Source organism: Treponema putidum (assembly GCF_000755145.1).
Lineage (GTDB): Bacteria > Spirochaetota > Spirochaetia > Treponematales > Treponemataceae > Treponema_B > Treponema_B putidum.
Genome location: NZ_CP009228.1, coordinates 2,757,625 through 2,776,090, shown reverse-complemented (window position 1 = coordinate 2,776,090; position 18,466 = coordinate 2,757,625). Strand labels below are relative to the sequence as shown.

General features: G+C 35.3%; 18 protein-coding genes. 15 read left to right on the top strand and 3 right to left on the bottom strand.

The annotated features are described in order from the left end of the window. Nucleotide 1 precedes the first annotated feature (1 nt). The 15 genes from topA to JO40_RS12610 all read left to right on the top strand — a co-directional run bounded on the left by topA (nucleotide 2) and on the right by JO40_RS12610 (nucleotide 15,732). Entirely contained in the window at nucleotides 2-2,167 is a 2,166-nt protein-coding gene (gene topA, locus JO40_RS12675) for a type I DNA topoisomerase (protein WP_044979619.1), read from the top strand. Beyond that, complete coding sequence (locus tag JO40_RS12670) at nucleotides 2,160-3,077, top strand: tyrosine recombinase XerC (protein ID WP_044979618.1); 918 nt, start codon at nucleotides 2,160-2,162, stop codon at nucleotides 3,075-3,077. Before topA ends, JO40_RS12670 begins: the two co-directional genes overlap by 8 nt. A 9-nt stretch (nucleotides 3,078-3,086) precedes the next feature. After that, complete coding sequence (gene hslV, locus JO40_RS12665) at nucleotides 3,087-3,623, top strand: ATP-dependent protease subunit HslV (RefSeq protein WP_044979617.1); 537 nt, start codon at nucleotides 3,087-3,089, stop codon at nucleotides 3,621-3,623. Further along, nucleotides 3,623-5,080, top strand: a complete 1,458-nt coding sequence (gene hslU, locus JO40_RS12660) for an ATP-dependent protease ATPase subunit HslU (protein WP_044979616.1) — start codon at nucleotides 3,623-3,625, stop codon at nucleotides 5,078-5,080. Before hslV ends, hslU begins: the two co-directional genes overlap by 1 nt. Nucleotides 5,081-5,131: 51 nt before the next feature. Further along, nucleotides 5,132-5,551 (top strand): flagellar basal body rod protein FlgB, encoded by a 420-nt coding sequence (gene flgB, locus JO40_RS12655; protein WP_044979615.1) that lies wholly within the window; start codon nucleotides 5,132-5,134, stop codon nucleotides 5,549-5,551. A 23-nt stretch (nucleotides 5,552-5,574) separates the two neighbouring features. Further along, nucleotides 5,575-6,030 carry a flagellar basal body rod protein FlgC gene (flgC, locus tag JO40_RS12650; protein WP_044979614.1) on the top strand — a complete coding sequence of 152 codons (456 nt, stop codon included), beginning with the start codon at nucleotides 5,575-5,577 and terminating at the stop codon, nucleotides 6,028-6,030. Nucleotides 6,031-6,065: 35 nt separating this feature from the next. Further along, complete coding sequence (fliE, locus tag JO40_RS12645) at nucleotides 6,066-6,431, top strand: flagellar hook-basal body complex protein FliE (RefSeq protein ID WP_044979613.1); 366 nt, start codon at nucleotides 6,066-6,068, stop codon at nucleotides 6,429-6,431. A 63-nt stretch (nucleotides 6,432-6,494) separates the two neighbouring features. Then, entirely contained in the window at nucleotides 6,495-8,198 is a 1,704-nt protein-coding gene (fliF, locus tag JO40_RS12640) for a flagellar basal-body MS-ring/collar protein FliF (RefSeq protein ID WP_044979612.1), read from the top strand. A gap of 1 nt (nucleotide 8,199) precedes the next feature. Beyond that, entirely contained in the window at nucleotides 8,200-9,249 is a 1,050-nt protein-coding gene (fliG, locus tag JO40_RS12635) for a flagellar motor switch protein FliG (RefSeq protein ID WP_044979611.1), read from the top strand. Between the two features lie 20 nt (nucleotides 9,250-9,269). Next, nucleotides 9,270-10,196 carry a flagellar assembly protein FliH gene (gene fliH / locus JO40_RS12630; protein ID WP_044979610.1) on the top strand — a complete coding sequence of 309 codons (927 nt, stop codon included), beginning with the start codon at nucleotides 9,270-9,272 and terminating at the stop codon, nucleotides 10,194-10,196. A gap of 9 nt (nucleotides 10,197-10,205) precedes the next feature. Continuing rightward, nucleotides 10,206-11,627, top strand: coding sequence for a flagellar protein export ATPase FliI (fliI, locus tag JO40_RS12625; RefSeq protein WP_044979609.1), 1,422 nt, complete (start codon nucleotides 10,206-10,208; stop codon nucleotides 11,625-11,627). A 3-nt stretch (nucleotides 11,628-11,630) separates the two neighbouring features. Next, nucleotides 11,631-11,891 (top strand): flagellar export protein FliJ, encoded by a 261-nt coding sequence (gene fliJ, locus JO40_RS14960; protein ID WP_245608920.1) that lies wholly within the window; start codon nucleotides 11,631-11,633, stop codon nucleotides 11,889-11,891. Next, on the top strand, nucleotides 11,879-12,103 hold the full coding sequence (locus JO40_RS14955; RefSeq protein ID WP_245608919.1) for a flagellar FliJ family protein: 225 nt from the start codon (nucleotides 11,879-11,881) through the stop codon (nucleotides 12,101-12,103). Before fliJ ends, JO40_RS14955 begins: the two co-directional genes overlap by 13 nt. 3 nt (nucleotides 12,104-12,106) lie before the next feature. Next, nucleotides 12,107-14,536 (top strand): tetratricopeptide repeat protein, encoded by a 2,430-nt coding sequence (locus tag JO40_RS12615; protein WP_044979608.1) that lies wholly within the window; start codon nucleotides 12,107-12,109, stop codon nucleotides 14,534-14,536. A gap of 14 nt (nucleotides 14,537-14,550) precedes the next feature. Continuing rightward, nucleotides 14,551-15,732, top strand: a complete 1,182-nt coding sequence (locus JO40_RS12610) for a glycoside hydrolase family 3 N-terminal domain-containing protein (RefSeq protein ID WP_044979607.1) — start codon at nucleotides 14,551-14,553, stop codon at nucleotides 15,730-15,732. Between the two features lie 3 nt (nucleotides 15,733-15,735). On the opposite strand, the gene JO40_RS12605 is transcribed toward JO40_RS12610, so the two are convergent. The 3 genes from JO40_RS12605 to troC are packed head-to-tail and all read right to left on the bottom strand — an operon-like array spanning nucleotide 15,736 to nucleotide 18,461. Next, nucleotides 15,736-16,419 carry a metal-dependent transcriptional regulator gene (locus JO40_RS12605; RefSeq protein WP_044979606.1) on the bottom strand — a complete coding sequence of 228 codons (684 nt, stop codon included), beginning with the start codon at nucleotides 16,417-16,419 and terminating at the stop codon, nucleotides 15,736-15,738. Between the two features lie 60 nt (nucleotides 16,420-16,479). Next, nucleotides 16,480-17,535: a metal ABC transporter permease gene (locus JO40_RS12600; RefSeq protein ID WP_276324841.1), complete on the bottom strand. Its 1,056-nt coding sequence runs from the start codon at nucleotides 17,533-17,535 to the stop codon at nucleotides 16,480-16,482. An 11-nt stretch (nucleotides 17,536-17,546) separates the two neighbouring features. Then, complete coding sequence (troC, locus tag JO40_RS12595) at nucleotides 17,547-18,461, bottom strand: transition metal ABC transporter permease subunit TroC (protein WP_044979604.1); 915 nt, start codon at nucleotides 18,459-18,461, stop codon at nucleotides 17,547-17,549. Nucleotides 18,462-18,466 lie beyond the last annotated feature (5 nt).

Sequence of the window (18,466 nt, the reverse complement as noted above, 5' to 3'; positions counted from 1 at the left end):
TATGGAAAACACTATGAATGAAACAAAAAAAACTAAACGTACTGCAAAAAAAACTAAACAGCATTGCTTGGTTATAGTCGAGTCTCCTGCAAAGGCTAAGACGATTGAAAAATATTTAGGAAGCGATTATATCGTAAGAGCTTCAATGGGACATTTGATAGATTTACCTAAATCCAGATTGGCAATTGATATAGAACATAATTTTACTCCCGAATATATAACGGTTAGAGGCCGTGCTAAAATTTTAAAAGAACTAAAAAAGGAAGCAAAAAAATCTTCGAGTATTTTTCTTGCAAGTGATAATGACCGTGAAGGTGAAGCTATAGCTTTTCATTTACAAGAAGCTTTGGTTCCGGAATGTTCTTCTCCGATAAAAAGAATAGTTTTTAACGAAATAACTCCTAATGCAATTCAAGAAGCCGTAAAAAATCCCATGGATATAGATATGGGAAAGGTTAATGCTCAAAAATCCAGAAGAGTTTTGGATAGACTGGTAGGTTATAACCTATCTCCTCTTCTTTGGCAAAAAGTAAAAAACGGATTGTCGGCAGGCCGCGTTCAATCCGTTGCATTACGTTTAATCTGTGAACGGGAAGAAGAAGTTGAAAATTTTATACCGGATGAATATTGGACACTTGACGGAGATTTTAAATACAATAAGACTTCTTTTACAGCCCAGCTTGTAAAATACAATGACAATAAGCCTGAATTAAAAAATCAAAAAGAAGTTGATGCAATTATAAAAGGATTGAGCTCTTTGCCGGCTTCAATTTCTGATATTAAAACAACAGAGAAAAGCATTAGGCCTAGACCTCCGTTTACGACTTCTACATTGCAGCAGGTTGCGGCAAATCGAATAGGTTTTACATCGAAAAAAACAATGCAAGTAGCCCAGCAGCTTTATGAAGGAGTTGCTGTAGGTTCTAATAGAGTAGGTTTAATTACATATATGCGTACCGATTCGATAAGGATTTCCGATACGGCAATAGATGCTGTACGTAAGTGGATAAATGAAAATCATCCTAAGGAATTACCTGAAAAACAAAATGTGTATGCTGCAGGAAAAAAAGCTCAAGATGCTCATGAGGCAATACGTCCCACTTATGTTGAATATACGCCTGCTTATTTAAAAGAATTTTTAAGCCGTGATCAGTTAAGACTTTATTCTTTAATTTGGGAGAGATTTGTTTCAAGCCAAATGAAAAATGCAAAGACAGAGACGGCAAGTTATGAAATAAAAGTAGGAAATGCAATTTTTCGTGCAACCTCTACAAAAATAACCGAAAAAGGTTTTTACACCGTTACAAAAACATTAATTTCAAAAGATGAAAAAGGATTATCTTTGCCTTCTATGAAAAAGGGAGATGCAATTAGTGTTGAAAATTTAAGACCGGAACAGCATTTTACTCAGGGGCCTGCACGCTACACTGATGCAAGTATCGTAAAGATGCTTGAAGAGAAAGGAATAGGCCGGCCTTCTACATATGCTCCTATTATTTCCGTTTTGCTTGAGCGCTATTATGTAACACGATCAAATAAACAACTCGTTCCGACTCAATTAGGTAGAATTATCAACAATCTTTTAGTCAAAAATTTTTCCGAAATAATAGATGTGAACTTTACTGCCGGAATGGAAAATAAGTTGGACGAAGTTGCCGAAAATAAAATAGAATGGCCTAAGTTGATGAAAAGTTTTTACGGCCCATTTAAAGAAAAAGTAGATACCGCTTTGGAAAATATAGAAAGTATTAAAGGTTCATTGGATGAAGTCACGGACATAGTTTGTGAAAAATGCGGAAATAAGATGGTTAAAAAACTAGGCCGCTTCGGAATGTTTTTAGCTTGCAGTGCTTTCCCTGAATGTAAAAACACGAAATCCATTCCTTTGGCAAAATGTCCGCGTGAAGGATGCGGCGGAGATATCATTGCCCGTAAATCCAAGAAGAGAGGAAAAGAATTTTACGGATGCACAAATTTTCCTAAATGTGATTTTATTTCGCACTTTAAACCAATAAATGCCTCTTGTCCAAAATGCGGATGGTTTATGGTAGAAAAGTATGATAAGAAAAACGGAAACTATAAGGCTTGTATTAATCCTAATTGCGATTATTTGCACAGCGTAGTAGAAGGTGTAGAAGATGTGGAGGTAGATAGAAGTGATGAATGAAGTATTTGAAAACTATCTTTCCTATAGTGCGGGAGTGCGGCAATTTACAAAGGCAACAATAGATTCTTATAAAAATGATTTGATTATTTTTGAAGAATGGCTGAAAGAACTTGAACTAAATGTTTTTGACTTAAAGGCTTCAGACATTAGAATTTTTATTGCTGAACTTGCCGATAAAAAATTTGCTCCGGCTTCTATTAACAGAATGATGTCTACGCTAAGAGGTTTTTATAAGTATGCTTTAAGATTTAACTTGACAAAGATAAATCCCATATCTTCTGTAAGAAATTTAAAACTTGCTCAAAAACTTCCGGTGTTTATGTTTCCAAAACAAGCTCAAGAATTTTGTAAGCTGCCTTCAAATGCAGGTATTTTATGGGAAGCGCGGGATGCTGCTTTATTTGCTTCTCTTTATTCTACCGGCTGCCGCGTTTCGGAATTAGCCGGACTCAATATAAAAGATTTGGATAAATCTCTTTCCTCTGCCATTGTTTTCGGTAAAGGAAAAAAAGAAAGAAAGGTATTTTTCGCAGAATTTGCAAAAGAGTATTTAAGAGAGTATTTAAAAGAAAGAACAGTCTTAGTTGAAAAGCATAAAGGAAAAGTTCAAAAAGACAATACGGGAAAAATAAGGGATGCTCTTTTTATAAATCAAAAAGCTCAACCCTTAACAAGCAAAGGAATTCGTTATATAATAAACAGGTATGTTGAAGTATCTCCCGAATTAAAACATCTTTCACCCCATGCTTTTCGGCATAGTTTTGCATCGACATTGATTACACGTGGTGCAGATATAAGGGTTGTACAGGAATTGCTTGGTCATGAAAGTGTTTCAACCACTCAAAGATATACGCATATTACGGCTGCGCAGCTTCAAAATCTATATAAGGCTGCTCATCCTCATTCATAGGAGTTTTAGATGAGTCAAAAAATGAGAAGTACTACGGTGATTGCCGTAAGAAAAGACGGAAAAATTGTTATGGCCGGAGACGGACAGGTAACCATGGGCGAAACCGTTATGAAAGGAAATGCCCGAAAGGTAAGAAAAATTTATGACGGAAAAATTATCACAGGTTTTGCCGGTGCAACGGCTGATGCCTTTACTCTTTTGGAAAAGTTTGAAATCAGGGTAAAAGAATTTTCAGGAGATCTGACCAGAGCTGCTGTAGAGCTTGCAAAAGATTGGCGTACCGATAAGATGTTAAAAAATTTAGAAGCCCTCTTACTTGTGGCCGATGCAAAAACTACTCTTTTAATTTCAGGAAACGGAGATGTTATCGAACCTGAAGAAGATGTACTTGCTATAGGCTCCGGAGGAAACTATGCCTATGCTTCGGCTTTGGCTTTGATGCAAAACACAAACCTTTCCGCCCGTGAAATTGCAGAGAAGAGTTTACAGATTGCAGGAAAAATATGTATTTACACAAACGGAAAAATAGTTATGGAGGAAATATAATGAACGAAGAATTAAAAGATTTGACGCCTAAACAAACTGTTGCAGAACTGGATAAATATATCATAGGACAAAACAAGGCGAAGAGGGCTGTTGCTATTGCTCTTCGTAACAGAATGCGCCGTCTCAAACTTCCCGAAGAAATCAGAGACGAAATAGCTCCTAAAAATATTTTGATGATAGGGCCTACGGGTGTAGGTAAGACAGAAATTGCAAGAAGGCTTGCAAAACTGTCAGGAGCTCCCTTTTTAAAGGTAGAAGCTACAAAGTATACTGAAGTCGGCTATGTAGGCCGCGATGTCGAATCTATGGTTCGGGATTTAATGGCTGTGGGATACACAATGGTAAAAGGCGAAATGCAGGAAAAACTGAAAGAACAGGCAGAAAAAAATACCGAAGAATCTTTATTGGATTTGCTTTTGCCCGGTTCAAATAAAAAGAAAACTAATACAGCTGCCGCTCAGCCGCAAGATGCTTCTCATGTCTCTGCCGGAACACCGATAAGTATTCCAAGTATGAACTCTCCGGCACCTGTTGAAGAGCATAAAGCTCAAAATGAAAACGATATGAGCGGCACACGAGAAAAATTCCGAACAATGCTCCGTGAGGGTAAACTTGAAGATAAGATGGTTGAGGTTACTATTTCTCCATCCATGGGAGCACCCACATTCGAATTTTTTGCAGGCGGTTCAAATATGGAAGATATAGAATCTGCAATGTCAAATATTTCCAACATGCTTATGGGAGGCGCAAAATCAAAACGTAAAAATGTAAGCATAAAAGAAGCCAGAGAAATTATAATGGCTGAACAGCTTGACCGTATGGTAGATCATGATAAGGTAACGGATGAGGCAAAACAAAGAGTTGAGCAAATGGGAATTATATTTATTGATGAAATCGATAAAGTTGCTTCCCGTTCCGATCGAGGCGGCGGTCCCGATGTTTCAAGAGAGGGGGTTCAGCGCGATATTCTTCCTATAGTTGAAGGCTCAAAGGTTTCCACTAAGTACGGTGTTGTCGATACGCGCCACATTCTTTTTATAGCGGCCGGTGCTTTCAGCGTATCAAAGCCTAGCGATTTGATTCCTGAATTTCAAGGGCGTTTTCCGTTACGTGTAGAACTTGAAGCCTTGCATGCAGAAGATTTTAAACGCATTCTTCTTGAACCTAAAAATGCTTTGACCAAACAGTACGCAGAGCTTTTGCAAACTGAAGGCGTAAAAATTGAATTTTTGGATGAAGCTATTGATAGAATGAGCTTTTTAGCTGCCGATGTAAACAGCAAAAACGAAAATATTGGGGCAAGAAGGCTCCATACGATTATGGAAATGCTTTTGGAAGATATTTCGTTTAATGCAAGCGAAATGGGAGGCGAAACGGTAAAAATCGATGTAGCCTATGTTGATGAAAGGTTAAAGGATATAGTACAGGACCAGGATTTATCCCGATATATTCTATAATATGGTTAAGGGGTATTTAAAATTTGCCGAAAATGTTCTTAGGAGTGAATTATGGGTTTTAATAGTTTTTTAAGAACAACTGATATATTGCACAGAGCCTTGGATGTGAGCTCTTTGCGCTATACCGTTACGTCAAATAACCTTGCAAATTCGGATGTTCCTAATTTTAAGAGGACTGAGGTAAATTTTGAATCGGAACTAAAAAGGGCATTTGATTCGGAAAAAAATGCAAAAGGAGCTTTTCAGCTTGCAACAACTCATCCCTTGCACATAAAATCAAATGAGCCTATAGATTATAAAACGGTTGAGCCTGTGCGTGTTTTGGATTATTTGACTGCCGAAAAAGCAAACGGAAATAATGTAAACCCTGAAGATGAAGCTATGAAGGTATTGAAGATTCAAATGCAGTATCAGCTTTTAAGTATGATGGCAGGTTTTCAGTACAATCAGGTACAATCGGTTTTAAAGTAGAATAAGGAATCGGAGGAAAAAATATGGGATTGTTTACGAGTATAAATATTGCAGCTACGGGAATGGGTGTAGAGCGTCTTAGAACCGATGTAATATCAAACAATATTGCAAACGCTTCAAGCTTGGAAACCCAAGAAGGCGGCCCTTTTAAAAGAAGCCGTGTAATAGTCGGCCAAAAGAAAAGCGGTATCGACTGGCAGACTCCTTTTACTCCTCAAAATGTAGAAAGAGGAGTAGGTGAGGGCGTTAAAGTTCTTTCGATAGAAAAAGATACTTCCGATACCCGTTGGGTTTATGATCCGACCCATCCTAAGGCCTTAAAGTACGGCCCTAATGAAGGATATGTAGAGTACCCGAATGTAAACATAGTTACCGAAATGGTAGATTTAATTTCGGCTTCAAGGGCTTATGAGGCAAACCTTGCCGTTGTAAACGGTGCAAAAGATATGTTCCAAAGAGCCTTGGATATTGCAAGATAAAATGAACGATAAAATATTTTAGTGGGAGGAAAAAAATGGTAAACGCTGTAAATGTTGCAAATGTAAATTCGGTGCCGGGATTTTTGGATGTTCCGAAAATTAATGCTGTTGTTACCGATAACTTTAGAGCCAAAATGGTTTCAAATACCGACATGATTGAGCTTGCTGCAAATAAAGAAGCTGCAAGTTTTGAGCAGACAATTTTAAAAGCATTCGACAGCATGAATGCAAAGCAAACAAACATGGACAAATTGGGAGAACAAATGATTGTCGATCCCGAATCGGTCGATGTTCATGATATAACGATGGGAATGGCCGAAGCAAGTTTGTCGCTTAAATTAGCGCAAACCATAATCGACCGTTTAGTAAAAACTTGGAATGATATTACTACAACGAGATAAAAATAGGCTGCAAGACTTTTAACTTAAAGTCTTGCAAAGCTCGTTCAGTACATGGGGGGAAACATGAACGAAAAGTTTAACAATCTAAAAACAAAGTTTGGGACGCTTTGGGGAAAATGGACAAAGCTCCAAAAAGGAATCATCATCGGGGTAATTGTACTTGCTCTGGTGTTGGTTGTAGTTCTCGGTAGATGGTCTTCAAAACCGACATCAGTAGCCGTAATAGACATGGCGATAACCGATATTGATCTGCGGGATAGAATTATCTTGCGCATTAATGAAGAAAATGTAAAAACTGAAATCTCTTCCGATGGGATAATTTCGGTTGCCGATGAAGCAACAGCCAGAAGGATGAGGGCTATTTTGATTCGTGAAGATTTAATACCTAACAATACAAGTCCTTGGGCATTCTTTGATGTTGAACGCTACTCGCGTACGGAATTTGACCGTGAGGTTGATTTACGCCGTGCAATTACTGAGGAAGTAAAGAGACACTTAAAAGCCTTGGACGATATTGATGATGCCAATGTTATCGTCCGAATACCGGAAAAAGCTTTATTTGAATCGGAACAGCTTCCTGCAACTGCGACCGTAGTTATTTATCCTGCTCCCGGAAGTGATATTTCGGCCAATCGAAAGAAAATAGAAGGTATCCAAAAGATGCTCAGGCTTGCGGTTCCGGGATTAAAAAATGAAGATATTACGATAAGCGATGCTTCCGGAATTCCTTTAAACGATTTTGAAATCATGAAAGATGCCGACCGCTTAACTCTAATTGAGAAGCAGCAAAAGTTTATTGCTAAACTTGAAAGGCAATATGGAGCCAACATACTGACTCCTTTACAAAAAATATACGGTGAAGACAGAGTTAGAGATATAAACGTTAAAATTGATATGGATATGTCTGAACGTTCTGCCGATACGACCGAAATACGCCCTACAGTTATCAAAGAAGATAATCCTGAGACTTCTTATGATGATTCTCAAGTAGTTCAATCGGTTACGGTAAGTTCGGAAAATGCAACCACTATCTGGGAAGGAAGCGGAATAAATCCTCAAGGGCCTGTGGGAACCGAGGGACAAACTCCTCCTTCTTATCAGGACACAAGAAATTTAGTGGGACGCTCGACTCAGACCATCACAAAGGAAAACCATCTTGTAAGTTCAAGCCAGATAAAAGAAGTCTTCCTTCCAAAAATGGGAAGAAGGACCGTATCGGTAAACATTGACGGTGTTTGGGAAAAGAAAAAAGACGTAAACGGAAAATATATTATTAAAAACGGTATGATTGAAAGAGAATATAAACCTCTTTCTTCTGAAGAAATAAAGCAGGCCGAAAAAATAATTAAAGATGCCATAGGATTTGATGCAAGCCGAAAAGATTCCGTAAGTGTTGTAAATGTTAAGGTTGATAGAACATCTCAGTTTGAACTGGAAGATAGGGAATATTTTAAAGCTCTGCAAAGGCAAACCATATTCTTGCTTTCACTGGCGGGAATAGCATTAATATTACTCTTCTTTATATTGTATAGAATTATAAGCCGTGAGATTGAAAGAAGAAAAAGGCTCCGCGAAGAAGAACTTCTGCGTCAGGCACAGTTGGAGCGTGAAAGAATGTTGTATGATCAGCAAATGGCTGATGCCGATGTTTCAATGACGGTTGAAGAGAGAAGACGTCAGGAGCTTCAAGAAAATGCCATCAATATGGCTAGGGAACATCCTGAAGATGTTGCTCTCTTAATTAGAACTTGGCTCATGGAGGAATAATATGGCTGTATCACCTGCAAAAGAAAGAGGAAGTTCAAAAAAAGGTAAGGATATTAATTCTCTTACCGGAAGGCAAAAAGCCGCTATATTTTTGGTATCTCTCGGAGGTGAAATCTCCGCTAAAATAATGGAACGCCTTCGTGAAGATGAAGTTGAAAAAATAGTTTTTGAAATTGCAAGAACTGAAAGTGTTGAAGCTGAATTAAAAGATGCCGTTCTCCAAGAGTTTCAGGATTTAATGGCGGCTCAAAACTTTATCACAACCGGCGGTATAGATTATGCAAGAGATGTTCTGGAAAAAACTTTCGGAAGTCAAAAAGCTATTGAGATAATAAATAGACTCACTAGCTCTCTGCAAGTTCGTCCCTTCGATTTTATTCGAAGAACGGATCCTGCACACTTATTGAACTTCATTCAGCAAGAGCATCCGCAGACAATAGCTTTGATCCTTGCCTACCTTGAACCGCAAAAAGCATCGGTGATTTTGCAAAATCTTCCCGATGAAATTCAAAGCGATGTAGCAAGACGCGTTGCAACTATGGATACAACTTCCCCCGATGTTCTCCGTGAAGTTGAACGCGTTTTGGAAAAGAAACTGTCTACTGTTTCAAGTGAAGACTATACTGCAGCGGGCGGTGTCGACAGCATCGTTGAGATTCTTAACCTTGTTGACCGTTCTTCTGAAAAATCCATTATCGAATCTCTTGAAGACGAAGATCCCGACTTGGCAGAAGAAATCAAGAAGAAGATGTTTGTATTCGAAGACATTGTTATGCTTGACGATAGATCCATCAGTAAGGTCTTGCGTGAAGTTAATAATGATGAAATGGCTAAGGCTCTTAAACAAGTTGATGCTGAAGTTCAAGATAAGATATTTAGGAATATGTCTAAACGTGCAGGTGCCATGCTCCGCGATGAAATGGAATACATGGGACCGATACGTGTTAAGGATGTTGAAGAAGCTCAACAAAAGATTGTTTCGATTATCAGGCACTTGGAAGATAAGGGTGAAATTGTTATCGCCAGATCCGAAGAGGATGAATTGGTATAAAATAAAACGGAGAATTGCTTATGGCTAAAACTATTTTTAGAGGCTTTGAGGTAAACAAAAATAATAGCGATGTAGTGCTTTTACAGCTCAATAAAACTTTTCAAGAAGAACCTGAAGAAATTATTCAAGAAGAAGCTCCGGTTTATGAGGGGCCTACCGTCGAAGATTTAAAAAAGGAAGCTGAAAATTTTAAAGTTGAATGGGAAAAGCAAAAAGAAAAAATGCTTTCGGATGCTAAAGCTGAAGCCGATAAGATTATTCAAGGTGCACAAAATGCGGCCTTTGATGAAGTAAAAAGACAGACGGATGAAGCTCAAGTTATTGCCCAAAATGCTAAAAAAGAAGCCGAAGATATTATAGCCGAAGCCGAGCAAAAAGCCCGAGATATAATAGCCGATTCCGAAAAAAATAAAGATTCGGTAAATCGTGATGCTTATAAAGAAGGTTTTAGTCGCGGCCGTGAAGAAGGCTTTAAGGAAGGTCATCTTGAAGTTCAACGCCTAACCGACAGATTACATACAATCATAGATAAGACTATGGATAGACGCCAAGAAATTCTTTCAGAAACCGAGCAGCAAATAGTTGATCTTGTTCTGTTGATGACAAGAAAGGTTGTTAAGGTTATTTCCGAAAATCAGAGAAATGTTGTAGTTTCTAATGTTGTTCATGCTTTGCGTAAAGTTAAAGGCAGGGGAGACGTAGTTATCCGAGTTAATTTAGCTGATGTAAAAATGACTACAGAGCACACTAAGAATTTCATATCTGCTGCAGAAAATGTTAAGAATATTACAGTGGTTGAAGATTCTACTGTTGATCAGGGCGGCTGTATAATTGAAACGGATTTCGGGGCAATAGATGCACGTATTTCGAGCCAACTTAACGAACTTGAACAAAAGATTTTGGAAATATCGCCCATTAAGACAAAGATAAAAACCGGAAATATTTAAGGTGCCGATATGGTAGATATTTTTGATAAGTATACCGATGCTGTTTCGGAAACCGATCCGATAAAATTTACCGGTCATGTTGTTCGTGTACATGATAAACTTATTGAAAGTGAGGGACCTGTAGCTTCCGTAGGAGAGCTTTGCCAAATTATTACCGATGATAATCCTGAAGGTATAAAGGCTGAGGTTGTAGGTTTAAACGGAGCTTTGGTTCAATTGATGAGCTATACCGATGTTCAAGGAGTAAAGGTAGGAGATTATGTTATAGCAAGCGGTGAAATATTATCCGTTCCCGTCGGAAATGTTTTATTGGGCCGTGTTGTAGATGCCTTATGTAAATCGGCTGACGGAAAACCTGAACCGTATTCAGCTAAAAGATATCCCGTTGTTGCTCCTCCGCCCGATGCTATGACACGCAAACCTATAAGGCAAAGAATTGTTACCGGTATCCGTGCAATTGACGGTCTTTTGGCAGTCGGCCGCGGTCAGAGACTAGGTATTTTTGCCGGTACGGGAATAGGGAAGTCTACCTTGCTTGGAATGATAGCTCGAAATACAAATGCCGATGTAAATGTTATTGCTCTGATAGGAGAGCGCGGAAGAGAAGTTTTGGATTTTATAGAACATGATTTGGGGCCTGAAGGTTTAAAACATTCTGTTATTGTAAGTGCAACCTCAGATCAAAGTGCTCTTGCAAGAATAAGAGGTGCTTATACTGCTACGGCAATTGCAGAATATTTTAGAGATCAGGGAAAAGATGTTATGCTTCTTTTTGATTCTGTAACACGTTTTGCTATGGCACAAAGAGAGATAGGCCTTGCCATAGGAGAGCCTCCTGCAACTCGCGGTTATACACCCAGTGTTTTCAGTTCTCTACCAAAACTTCTGGAAAGAAGCGGTACTTCCGAAAAAGGTTCCATCACAGGGTTTTATACTGTATTGGTAGAAGGAGACGATATGAATGAGCCTATTTCGGATGCAGTCCGAGGTATTTTAGACGGTCATATTGTTTTGGACAGAAACCTTGCAGAGCGCGGTCAATATCCTGCCGTTAATGTTTTAAAAAGTATTTCCAGATTGTCAAACAGAGTATCCGGGCAAAATACAAAAACAGCCTCAAAACGTATGCGTACCTTATTAAAAGACTATACCGAATCCGAAGATATGATAAATCTTGGTGCTTATCAAAAAGGAAGCAGTGCAGCAATCGATGATGCTATCGAACATTACCCGCGTATTTATGATTTTTTAACTCAAGAGGTGGATGATCCTGCAAAATTAAAAGATACCTTACAAAAACTTTCCGATATTACGGGTATCGATATTCCTCCGGAAGAATTTGATGAAGCCGGTTTAGGTCTGGGCGCAATAAAAAAATACGCTCAAAGTTCCGAAAGCCCTTTACTGTATAAAGCAAATTCTGAGGGATAAGTTATGAAAAGATTTGAGTTTAGACTTGAAAAACTTTTAGCTCTGCGCTCATTCTGTGAGCATCAAGCAGAAATTGAATTGGCTCATGCTATTGCTCATAAGGATTACATAGACCTTGAATTAAGACAAATTGCAAAACTAAAAGCTAAAACAAGTTTGAAATTTAATCCTCAGTCTGATGAAATAAGTATACCTGATCTTCATAATGCACAAAATTATATAATTTTTTTAGATAAAAAAAGGATAAATTATTGGAGCAGCTAATTATTGCAGAACAGATTATTGATGAAAAAAGAAAAATATATATTGAAGCTGCATCAAAAAGAAAAGTTATTTCAAAACTAAAAGAAAAAAAGCATGAAATTTGGAAAAAAGAAAATATGAAAGCAGAAGAAAAATATATTGATGATATAATCACCTATAAATTCGGTAAAAATAATGATTATACAAATGCTAGTATTATTAATCGGGAATAAATTATGTTCAGTATTTTTTTAGAAGTAGTGTATGAAAGACAGTTACGTAAAATTGATTTAAAAGCTTTCCTTTCGTTTGTTGATTTAATAAAAGAGGAAGCTGTATCAAATGGCTCGGAATTTTTACAGATTCAAGGCGGTTTTTATTTTTTATTTAAAAGAGAATCGGTTGCTTATGCTTTTTCTATTGCCCGTTTTTTATACAATTTGAATAAAATATTAATCTCACATAAAAATAAAATTTCAGAAGTTAGATGTATTATTGATTATACTGAAGAAGAAAAATCAAATGATTATTTGTTGGATTGTGTATTATCATACAAACAAAAATTGATTCCGGAATACGGACTATTTGCAACAGAAAACGCTTCAATTAAACTTTCAAAGTACCTTGATTTTAATCTTATTGATTATTCAATGTTTGAATGCTCCGGTTTTAACTTTTTTGAAACTATAAGCAGTAAGCATAATGATATTACAATAGAATCTTCAATTGTGCTTCATCGAAATGATACTTATTTTTGGGCATTATATAACTTTATTCTGGCTAATCCCCTAGATGATGATTGTTTAAAAATAATGGAAGATGGGGATATAAATTCTTTTTTATCTACAAAGAATGTTTATGTTTATTTAAAAAAATATAGATTTTTAAAAGAGATGCCTCAATATTTTATAGATGCCTTTTTAACCAATACTGCAATTTATTTAAAAAACTATATTAAAATAAAAAATAATGGCAAACCTATAAAAGTTTTAATAGATAATATAAATGATAAAAAAAATTTGGAAGAAGCAGAAAAAATATATGCTGTTAATAAAAATATAACCATTCAATCTTTTGATTTTTCTTTGCCGTCCATATACGGTATTCCTGATGACTTATTAGAGCTTGTATATATTATTTTATCTTCAGGTAAATACTTTTTTTATGATGAGATAAATGAGTTTTTGCTTTCGCTTAATAAAAGTATGGCGTTTTTCAATGATATTTATTCATGGATGTATTCTGAAGGTATTATTTTAATGGAAAATAATCTTTATTCCGTCCCTTGCGGCTTACTTGAGATAATTGAGAGACGTATTGCTGTTAATAAAAATAAAATTGATAAATATATAGCTGAATTTTTATGGAAAAAATACAAAAACGGTGTTATAGATGCAAATCCGGAAACTGAAAAAATTTTTGATTATTTAAATTTTAAATGTAAACCGGATTTTTTAATTACTTCGTTATTACACACTTGTTCTGATGATGTTATTGAAGGTTTGGATTTAAAAAAATATAAAAACGAAGTTTTTTATGATGCATTAAAATATTATCAAAATTCGATTATTTCAAATATCGATTATAATACTTCAAAATCTTATGCATATATAAAAACAGCGATTAGTTTTTTTCAAGATAATAAATTGGAATCCGGAGAGTTTCGAGCATTTTCTTTACTTGCATTTTTTTATCTCTCCGAGAATAAAATATCCGATGCGATCACTTATTTTTCTTATTCTCTTGATAATGCAGAACATTCTCATGATACTTCATTTATTTGTAACGCCTTATTCAATCTAAGTGTAGTTTATTTTTTACAAAATAATTTAAAGCAATCTATAATTTTTTTGGATCGTTTATCCTCTGCTGTTGATAATTATTTTGAACAAAAATGGAAAATTCCTTATTTGTTTATGACAGGGCGTGTGTATTTACAGATAGGAGAATTCAGTAAAGCCGCTGAAAGTTTTAAATCTGCTTCTGAATTTGCTGCTTTATATTTTGAAAAATTAGAACCCTTATGTAAATCTTGGTATGGGCGTTCCTTAATTTATATGGGACAAATAAAAAATGCTCAAGATATCTTATTGAAATATGTAGACTACACGGATGATGCTTTGTTATTTTTATTGGAATCTTTTTTATTTTACCCTGTCTCAAACAATGATTTTAAAAAAATGGGTTTTGACGTATCTTCCGTTTATAGTGAACATAATGATTCAAAACTTATGGAATTTACAAATTTAAAATCAGGTTTTAGTATGGTTGAAGATTTGATTTGGTCCAATATATATAATATGTCTATCGGTAAAAAAATATTTGATGCCTTTTATACTTATTATAATTGTAAGATTAATTTTTCACAAATGTATGAGGTAGAAGTTTGCAAAGGTTTTTTATCAGATTTGGAAAGTATAGCTGTTGAGTCCTTACACCAAAATGATCCTTATTCATCTTTATACATGTATCTATGCTATGATTTATCCGTCCGCCTTTACGGAGAAAGTTCCTCACAAAGTGTTGCTTATTTAAGCAAGGCTTTTAAGTCAATGCAGAAGAATGTACTTGCTATAGGTGAAAATGATATACGAGACAAGTATATGCAAAATAATTTATGGAACTCCAGACTTTTTAAGGTTGCAAAAAGTCAAAAACTTATTTAATCTTGGAATCATTTATGAAACGTTTTCTTACCGTTTTTTTATATTGTTCTTTTGTTTGTACAGCTCTTTTTGCTAACGATGAAAATATTAACTATTACATTTCTAAAATGAGTGTTGAAGAAAAATCAGCTCAAGTTTTAATGATGAGCATTGAAGGAAAAAAAGTATTCCCATCTTATTTAAATTCTTACTTCGGCTCATATACTCCAGGTGCCTTTATTTTATTCGGATATAATTTTTCAGATACCCCTCAAGCTTGTGCTTCTTATATAAAATCGGTAAAGCAGTCCATGCGAAGTTTATCTAAATCGGAAACGTTTATCCCTCCTTTTTTTGCATCTGACTTTGAGGGAGGCAGTGTTTACCGAATAAAAAAAATAGCTTCACCGCTTCCTTCACCAAAAGAAGTCGCGGATACGTTAAATGAAGAAGATGCTTTATTACTTTATAAATATACTGCAAAACAAATATCTTTATTAGGAATACACTTAAATCTTGCTCCCATTGTTGAAAAAATACAATCACAAAATAAAACTTTTTTTAATGACCGTATATTTTCAATAAATGAAGATATTCTTGTAAAATATGCCAAAATATTTATATCGGGAATGGAAACAAGCGGCGTAATGTCTGCTGTAAAACATTTTCCGGGTACAGGTACCGATCCTCATCTTTCAAAAAGTATTATTGATGTTTCAGAAGATATTTTTTATAAAGAATTTATAAATCCTTTTAGAAAAATTCTTTATGATACTGATGGAGTTGTTTTGATTTCTCATGCTGAAGTTTCTTTTATAGAACAAGTTCCATTTTGTTTTTCAAAAAAAGGAATAAAAAAACTTTTACGTGATGAATTAAAATTTAAGGGTTTAATTATTACTGACGATATGGCAATGAAAGCTCTTAAAGAAAAAGGACGCTCAACTTCAGATAACGTAATTTCAGCTTTACAAGCGGGTTGTGATATGGTAATGTGTTCCGAACCTAAATTTAAAGATTTAGTCCAAGCCGTTTCAGAAAAAATAAAACAGGATGAAGATTTTGAAAAACGTATCAATTCAGCTGTTTTTAATATTTTAAAAACAAAAATGAAAATGGGCATTATTGACGAATCGTGTAAGCCTATTGAAAAATATAAATTTGATAAAGAAGAATTTTATAATGCAAAAAAAGCAGCAGAAAAAATACTAAAATAAATACTAATTAGAATGCTTCGTCAGGGGCACCTCGATGAAAATATTTTTTAAAATCATTGTTGAACATGAGATTCTTTTTCCATCTATAATAATTTCAGCTAAGCCGCTTTCTTCATTCTTGCTTTCCAGTATGATTTTCGAATTTAATTTTAAATTTATTGTTTTATAATATTCAAACTGAGCTTCAGAGCCGGTAAGTCTTGCTACGGAATATTTGATCTTGCATTTTGCTTTATCAATAGCTAAATCAGCAAATGTATACTCTCTCTGATTTTTTGCCGGAATTATTGATCCATGCGGGTCTCTTTTAGGATTTTCTAAATATTCATCTATTTTGTCTATTAAAACATCCGAAGCGGCATGTTCTAAATTTTCTGCTTCATTATGAATATCTTGCCAATTCATTTTTAGTATTCGAAATAAAAAAGTTTCAATTAGCCTATGCCGCCTTAAAATATTAAGTCCGTATTTTTTTCCTTTTTCGGTTAGATTGCATCCTATTCGGTTTTGATATTCTATGTATCCTTCTTTTTCAAGTTTTTTTGCCATAGATGTAGCCGTACCAGGAGTAACATGCAGTAGTTTTGCAAGTTCACCGGTAGTGATTAAATCCTTATCGGTTTCCGATAAAAATTTGACAATGGATTTTAAATAATTTTCAGTTGCAATTTGCGAGACTTGCACCATTCCTCCTTAATCTTCATTCCAATTAGATATTAGTTATTGACTTTTCAGCTTCTTTCTCCCCTAATCCAGACAAAATAAGCAAACCGTTTTCTTTTTTATGTAACCTAATCTTTCTGCTAACCGTACTGTATTGTGAGCTTTTTTTTGTGTCCAGTTGATATGTTCACATAAATGTTCTTCTCTGCACTCTATGGCCATATTTTCTTCACCTTGATGATGTAAAAGATGAACAATAAGCATTTTAACGGCGAAATCTATTTTTAATTTTTTTTGCTCAAGTCTGCGTCTTACCAATCCATCTTTAGGAGAAAATAAGTAAACAAGCAAAAAAAACAAGCCTGTCATAGATGCCATTGAGCCTGATATGCTCCCGTCTATTTTTATCGCAAGGTAGAAACCGCTTATCGATGCTGCTGAAGCAATTAAGATTGAAATTATTATCATATAAAAAAGACTATTTGTCAATAGTAAGGCTGCAGCGGCAGGTGCAATCATAAGGGCTGTAACCAAAACTGCCCCTACAGAATCAAATGCTCCTACACAGGTAAGACTGACTGCAAACATTAAGCTATAATGCATGATTGCAGGCCTAAAGCCCAATGATTTTGCTAAATTGGGATCAAAGGTTGTCAGTTTTAATTCTTTAAAAAATAGTATGATAAAAAATAAATCGAATATGAGAATACAGCCCATTTGAACTAAACTTTTCGGAAGTGAAATTTTAAAAATATTTATTCTATCAAATGGCGCAAAGGCCAATTCTCCCAATAAAACCGAATCAGTATCCAAGTGAATATTTCCCGCATAAACTGAAACCAAGATAACTCCCAAACCGAATAAAAACGGAAAAACAAGGCCTATGGCGGCATCGCTTTTTATAAGTTTTGTTTTTTGTAAGGCTTCGGTAAATACAACCGAGACCATTCCCGCGATAACGGCTCCTATTAAAGGTATGCTTGACGATAAACTTTTGCTTATAAAAAAGCCTAATACTATTCCTATTAAAATTGAATGACTTATTGCATCGCTCATAAGCGACATTTTTCTTAAAACTAAAAATACTCCGCAGAGGGCGCATGAAGCGGATACAATAATTGCAATTAATATTATTTCCATATTCATAAAGTTTAATTTTTTACCTCTTTTATTTTTTTAAGCATTTTATTTTTAATATAAAGTTTTTTTATTTTTGCCTGAATAATTCCTCTGTGAGGGCTAAATAGGATTGAAATAATTGTAAAGCCCGTTAAAAAACAAACTATTATAGGACCTGTAGGCATTTTTACAACTTGCGAAGAAATTACGGCTCCGCCCATTCCTGATGCAGCTCCAAAAAGAGCCGATAATATGCACATAACGCTTAATTTATCCGTCCACTGTCTTGCAGCTGCTGCCGGTGCAAGTAAAAGAGCACTCATAAGAATTACACCTACCGATTGTATTCCTATAACTATTGTAATTACAATTAAAACAGTTAAAACTAATTCTATTATTTTAGGTGAAAAACCTATTGATTGAGAAAACTCAGAATCAAAAGTAGATATTTTAAGTTCTTTCCAGAAGAGTATAATGTTTATAAGAATAAAGACTTCAACTATAAAAATTATTATTACATCTTGCTGTGTGATAGTTGCTGCTTGACCGAATATAAATTTGTCAAGGCCGCTTTTTCCTGCCCCGGGTAATTTTTGAACATAGGTTAAAAGTAAGAAGCCTAAACCTAAAAATACACCCAATACAATGCCTTGAGCCGCATCTGTGTCAACTTTTGAGTTATTTACGATGCTGTTTATAAAAATCGTTCCGAGAAGGCCGGTAAGACCTCCTCCTATTAAAAGGGGAAGAGTCATTTTAGAACCTGTGATTAAAAAAGCTATTACTACTCCTGGAAGGGCAGCATGTGCAACCGCATCTCCGAGTAAACTTTGTTTGCGTAAAACAGCAAAACTTCCCACAATCCCTGATCCTATTCCTAAAAGCATTGTTCCCAAAAACACATTTCTTAAAGTATAATCTGCAAAAAAATTTATTATATAATTCATTTTTT